This is a genomic window from Sandarakinorhabdus rubra (genome assembly GCF_010994245.1).
Classification (GTDB): domain Bacteria; phylum Pseudomonadota; class Alphaproteobacteria; order Sphingomonadales; family Sphingomonadaceae; genus Sandarakinorhabdus; species Sandarakinorhabdus rubra.
Genome location: NZ_WMHO01000198.1, coordinates 1 through 4,789 on the forward strand (window position 1 = coordinate 1; position 4,789 = coordinate 4,789).

At 68.4% G+C, this 4,789-nt stretch carries 7 protein-coding genes; 3 read left to right on the forward strand and 4 right to left on the reverse strand.

Going from position 1 to position 4,789, the window contains the following annotated elements; all coding sequences use genetic code 11:
- On the forward strand, positions 1-211 hold a 211-nt coding region (locus tag GJV64_RS11425; RefSeq protein ID WP_328799178.1), incomplete at its 5' end, for a pyrroline-5-carboxylate reductase family protein.
- A gap of 108 nt (positions 212-319) precedes the next feature.
- Positions 320-1,114: a c-type cytochrome gene (locus GJV64_RS11430; RefSeq protein WP_235927713.1), complete on the forward strand. Its 795-nt coding sequence runs from the start codon at positions 320-322 to the stop codon at positions 1,112-1,114.
- On the opposite strand, the gene GJV64_RS11435 is transcribed toward GJV64_RS11430, so the two are convergent.
- Positions 1,111-1,641 (reverse strand): MarR family winged helix-turn-helix transcriptional regulator, encoded by a 531-nt coding sequence (locus GJV64_RS11435; RefSeq protein ID WP_164157348.1) that lies wholly within the window; start codon positions 1,639-1,641, stop codon positions 1,111-1,113. The genes GJV64_RS11430 and GJV64_RS11435 overlap by 4 nt on opposite strands.
- Before the next feature lie 138 nt (positions 1,642-1,779).
- Here GJV64_RS11435 and GJV64_RS11440 point away from each other — a divergent pair, with 138 nt between their 5' ends.
- Positions 1,780-2,691: a branched-chain amino acid aminotransferase gene (locus GJV64_RS11440; RefSeq protein ID WP_164157349.1), complete on the forward strand. Its 912-nt coding sequence runs from the start codon at positions 1,780-1,782 to the stop codon at positions 2,689-2,691.
- Between the two features lie 4 nt (positions 2,692-2,695).
- Here the strand turns inward: GJV64_RS11440 and GJV64_RS11445 are convergent, their stop codons facing one another.
- From GJV64_RS11445 to GJV64_RS11455, 3 genes are all read right to left on the reverse strand, one after another.
- On the reverse strand, positions 2,696-3,610 hold the full coding sequence (locus GJV64_RS11445; protein ID WP_164157350.1) for a flagellar motor protein MotB: 915 nt from the start codon (positions 3,608-3,610) through the stop codon (positions 2,696-2,698).
- A 22-nt stretch (positions 3,611-3,632) separates the two neighbouring features.
- Positions 3,633-4,499, reverse strand: coding sequence for a flagellar motor stator protein MotA (gene motA, locus GJV64_RS11450; RefSeq protein ID WP_164157351.1), 867 nt, complete (start codon positions 4,497-4,499; stop codon positions 3,633-3,635).
- A 77-nt stretch (positions 4,500-4,576) separates the two neighbouring features.
- Positions 4,577-4,789 (reverse strand): flagellin (locus GJV64_RS11455; RefSeq protein WP_268920646.1); only part of this gene is annotated, 213 nt, incomplete at its 5' end.

Sequence of the window (4,789 nt, forward strand, 5' to 3'; positions counted from 1 at the left end):
GGTGGCGAGGCGGCTGGCCCGGCAGACGGTGATCGGCGCCGCCGCGCTCGCCGCCCACGATGGCGCCAGCAGCGCCGCGACGCTGAGGGAGCGCGTCACCTCGCCGGGCGGCACCACGGCGGCGGGCTTGTCCGTCCTGATGCCGGCGCTGACACCGATTCTCGAACAGGTGATCGCGGCAGCGGCGGCTCGGTCGAAGGAACTGGGCTGAGCAAGCTTCCGGCTGAGGCGTTGAGGGCGATCGCCGGCCCTGCTATCCTGTTCGGGAGTGCAGCCGGGGGGCACATGCATGCGCACATGGGGAAAGCGGCTTGCCGTGATGGTCGCGCTGCTGGGGTTCGGCCTGTGCGTCGCCATCGGCACGGTCTGGGGCCTGGGCAGTTGGCGTGCCGGTCAGAAGACCGCCACCCTGCCTGAGCCAATGGCCGTCGCACGCGGTGATGCCGGGCGCGGTGCCCACATCGCCCGGGTCTATGGCTGTGTCTCCTGCCATGGTGCCGATCTTGCCGGCGGCGCGATGGAGGGGCTGGAGGTGCCCAATCTCACCGCCCTTGGCGAGCGCTACACCGCATCCGATCTGGCACGCGCGCTGCGGCGCGGCCTGCGGCCCGACGGCACGGCAATAATGTGGCCGATGGTGGGCAAGTATCTCGGCCCGATGGCAGATGAGGATGCTGCTGATCTGCACGCCTATCTGGCCTCCCTGCCGGCGCGTCCGCAGACCCCTGGCGCGTCTGCGCTGCCGGTGCGTCCACTGGCGTTGGCCCTTGGCGTGTTGAAGCCCAACCCGCTGTTTGCGCGGTCGGGCGAGGGGGCGTCGGCCCGGGCGCCGCGTCCCGGTGATCCGGCCTGGGGGGCTTATTTCACCCGCATGGCGTGCGCTGAATGCCACAATTTCGATCTGTCCGGGCTGCCCGGGGAAACGCCGGCGCTGGCCGACGTGATGCAGGTCTATGACTGGCCGGGCTTCGTGACCCTCACGACAACCGGCCGGGCACCAGATGGGCGCACGCTGGGCCTGATGACCGACGCAAGCCGGCAACGGTTGCGCCATCTGACGGAGCCGGAACGCCGCGCCTTGTTCGACTATCTGAAGCGCCTGCCGTCAGCCTAGCCCTGCAGGGCCTCGACCTCGGCGCGGGCTTCGGGTGGCACCAGGCCCATCAGCACCGCCCAGAAGCCGGTGACCGCCTGCTGCCCGGCTTCGCCATAGGCTCGCGCCATGGAGCGTTCCAGTTCGGTGAACAGCCGTGCTTCCAGCGCCGCGCCGTCCGGCGTCAGGCTGAGCAGGCGCTGCCGGCGATCGGCATGGCCCACTGCCTGTTCGACAAGGCCGCGCGCCGACAGGTCGGTCAGCACCCGGCCCAGTGACTGCTTGGTGATGCCCAGGAGGCCCAGCAATTGCCCCACCGAAAGCCCCGGGCGCCGCGCGATGAAATAGAGCGCGCGGTGATGGGCCCGGCCCAGCCCTTGTTGCTCGAGAATGGCATCGGCGCCGCGGATCATGGCGGTGTAGCCGAAATAGAGCAGCTCGATGCCGCGCCTGATCTCGTCTTCGCGCAAGAACAACGGCGAGGCCGGAGTGACGCGCACCCCCTGCGGCTTGTTGGCACTTGGCAAGGGAGAGAATGGGACAGCCATGTTGACATATCTGCCACAAGCAGTATGGCAAAACAAGCTGCCAGCGCAACAGCCGGCAAGGGAAGGCGGCAATGCGCGTTCCTTTGTTGCTGATGCAGCCGGCCAGGATCAACTTTGTTGCACAAGGACAGGCCTGCCATGATCGACGCCACCTTCGACGACCGCGACGGCTTCATCTGGTTTGATGGCGAACTGAAGCCGTGGCGCGAGGCCAATGTCCATATCCTCACCCATGGCCTGCACTATGCCAGCTCGGTGTTCGAGGGCGCGCGCGCCTATGGCGGCCATATCTATGCGCTCAGTGCCCATTCGCAGCGGCTGATCGATTCGGCTGCGCTGATGGGCTTCCCGCTGCCGTACACCGTTGATGAGATCGATGCCGCCTGCAAGGCGACCTTGGCCGCCAACAATCTCACAAATGCCTATGTCCGCCCGGTGGCCTGGCGCGGCAGCGAGCAGATGGGCGTCTCGGCGCAGAAGACCAAGCCGCACCTGGCAGTGGCCTGCTGGGAATGGGGCGCCTATTTCGGTGAGGAGGCGCTGAGGAAGGGCCTGAGGCTGACCATCGCTCCGTGGCGGCGGCCGGCGCCCTACACCGCGCCGGTGCGCGCCAAGGCGGCCGGGCTCTACATGATCTGCACGCTTTCGAAGCATGCCGCCGAACAGGCCGGCTACAACGATGCGCTTATGCTCGACTGGCGCGGCCAGGTGGCAGAGGCAACCGGGGCCAACATCTTCTTCCTGAAGGATGGTGAGCTGCACACGCCAACGCCCGACTGCTTCCTGGATGGCATCACAAGGCGGTCGATCATCGCGCTGGCGCAGCGCCGCGGCCTGAAGGTGGTCGAGCGGGCGATCTGGCCGGAGGAACTGGCCAGCTTCCAGGAGGCCTTCCTCACCGGGTCGGCCGCCGAGGTGACCCCGCTGGCCGAGATCGGCCCCTGGTCCTTCCAGGTCGGCGCCACCTCGCTGGGGCTGGCCAAGGACTATACCGACCTCGTCCACGGCCGCATCACCGGCGTGGAACCGGTGCCCTCCACCCAGAAGTGAGGCTTCAGGCCGGGTCCTCGTAGAGCAGGGTCACGCTGATCCGCCTATTGCGCGGATCGAGCGGTGCTTCCTTCACATACGGATCGGTGTCGGCCACGCCCTCGATGCGGCGGAAGCGAGACGCGTCAATGCCGCCACCCATCAGCAGGCGGCGCGTCGCGTCCGCGCGCGCTGAAGACAGGCTCCAGTTGGAGGCGCCGTTCCGGCCGCTGTAGCCCAGCGCGTCGGTGTGGCCGCGCACGGTCAGCCGGTTGGGCGTTTCGGCGATGGCGCGCGCCACCAGCCCGACCAACTCGCCGGCCTCTTTCGTGGGCGCCGAGGTGCCGAGCGCGAACATCGCGAAATCGGCGCGCTCGACGAGATCGATGCGCAGGCCGTCGCGGGTCTTCACGAAGCGCACCTGGCCCTTCAGGCCCTTCAGCGTCGGATCGGCCTCCAGCCGCGCCTTGAGCTCGTCCACCACCTTGTCGAGCCGGGCTTCGTCCTTCCGGCGTTCCGCATCGGCGCGGCTGTCGCCGGTTTGCGGGGCCTTGGGATTGCCGCTGCCGGCGCTCGCCCCGCGCGCATCGCCCGGCCGGCTGGAGGGGGCATCGCTGCCGGCGCTGGTGACGGGGCGCGTTCCGGTGGTTTCGGGCCGCACCGCAGTGCCGTCGGGCGCCACCACGCTGCGCCCGCCGAACAGCCCGTTGGAGCCGCCACTGTTCTGCAGCTGGATGACCGTCGGCGTGAAATAATCGGCGATGCCCTTGCGCTGGTCTTCGGTGGTGGCGCCCAGGATCCACAACAGCATGAAGAAGGCCATCATGGCGGTGACGAAATCGGCATAGGCGATCTTCCACGCCCCGCCGTGGTGGGCATGGCCGTGCGCCTTCACCTTGCGGTAGACGATCTCCGGCTCGATATGCGGTTCGGGCTTCATGCCGGGCTGCTCGGAGGCCGCTTCACCGGGCGGAGCGCATGCCGTCGAAGATCTCGGCAAAGCTGGGCTGATGGGTTGGGCTGATGGCGGTGCGCGCCGCTTCGATCACCAGCGGCTGCGGCTGGCCCTTCAGGCTGGCAACGATCACCCGCCGCACCACCTGGTAGATCTCGCCATCCTCGTCGATCACCGCCTTAAGGCGCGCCGACAGCGGGCCCACGATGCCATAGGACAGCAGCACGCCGAGGAAGGTGCCGACCAGCGCCGACCCGACCATGGCGCCCAGCACCGCCGGCGGCTGATCGATGCTGCCCATCGTCTTGATCACCCCCAGCACGGCGGCCACGATGCCCAACGCCGGCAGCGCGTCCGACATGGTTTGCAGGCGCTCCACCGGCTTCAGGGCGGCGTGGTGGTGGGTGTCGATATGGCTTTCGATCACGTCCTCCACCGCCTGCGCCGACAGCGAGCCGGTGGAGACGACCAGCAGCCGGATCGAATCGGTGACGAGGCTGATGAAGAAATGATCGCCGGCGAACTGCGGATATTCGGCGAAGATGCTGGAGGATTTCGGGTCCTCGATGTGCGGTTCGACCGCGGTGGGGCCTTCGCTGCGGAACAGGCGCATCAGCCGCGCGGTGAGGAAGATGGCGGCACCATAATCGGCTTTCTTGTACTTCGGGCCCTTCACCACGCGGCCGAGGCCGGCCCCCATCTCCTTGATGCCCTTGATGTCGGTGGCCACCAGCGTGGCGCCGGCCGCGGCCCCGCCGATGATCAGGAACTCGTGCGGCAGCGCGTGCAGCACGGGGCCCAGGCTGCCACCGGTGATGGCAAAGCCGCCGAACACCATGACGACCAGCACGACAAGGCCGATGATGGACAGCATGGGGTGAGGCGGCTCCGCGATGACGAGGGGTCATCGTGGTTACGGCGCATGGCCGGGCGGATTAAGCGTTGGATGCGCTATCGAATCTGGTCCCACAAGGACAGGCGGGCAACCCGCGCGAAGCTCGCCTGCGCGGCTTCCAGCACCACGCCCAGCCGGTCCAGCCGCGCCACCGCCTCGGCCAGATCGGTGTCTTCGAGCGTCGAGATATCGCTGCGCAGCGCCAGCTGGGTCGCGGCCAGCCGCTCGTCCTCCGCCTCCAGCCGGGCGGCGCGCGCGCCGAGCAGCGC

Bases quoted from the DNA above. Each gene is read 5' to 3' on its own strand.
- motA (WP_164157351.1), bottom strand. From the start codon at position 4,499: ATGCTGTCCATCATCGGCCTTGTCGTGCTGGTCGTCATGGTGTTCGGC.
- GJV64_RS11445 (WP_164157350.1), bottom strand. From the start codon at position 3,610: ATGAAGCCCGAACCGCATATCGAGCCGGAGATCGTCTACCGCAAGGTG.
- GJV64_RS11430 (WP_235927713.1), top strand. From the start codon at position 320: ATGGTCGCGCTGCTGGGGTTCGGCCTGTGCGTCGCCATCGGCACGGTC.
- GJV64_RS11435 (WP_164157348.1), bottom strand. From the start codon at position 1,641: ATGGCTGTCCCATTCTCTCCCTTGCCAAGTGCCAACAAGCCGCAGGGG.
- GJV64_RS11440 (WP_164157349.1), top strand. From the start codon at position 1,780: ATGATCGACGCCACCTTCGACGACCGCGACGGCTTCATCTGGTTTGAT.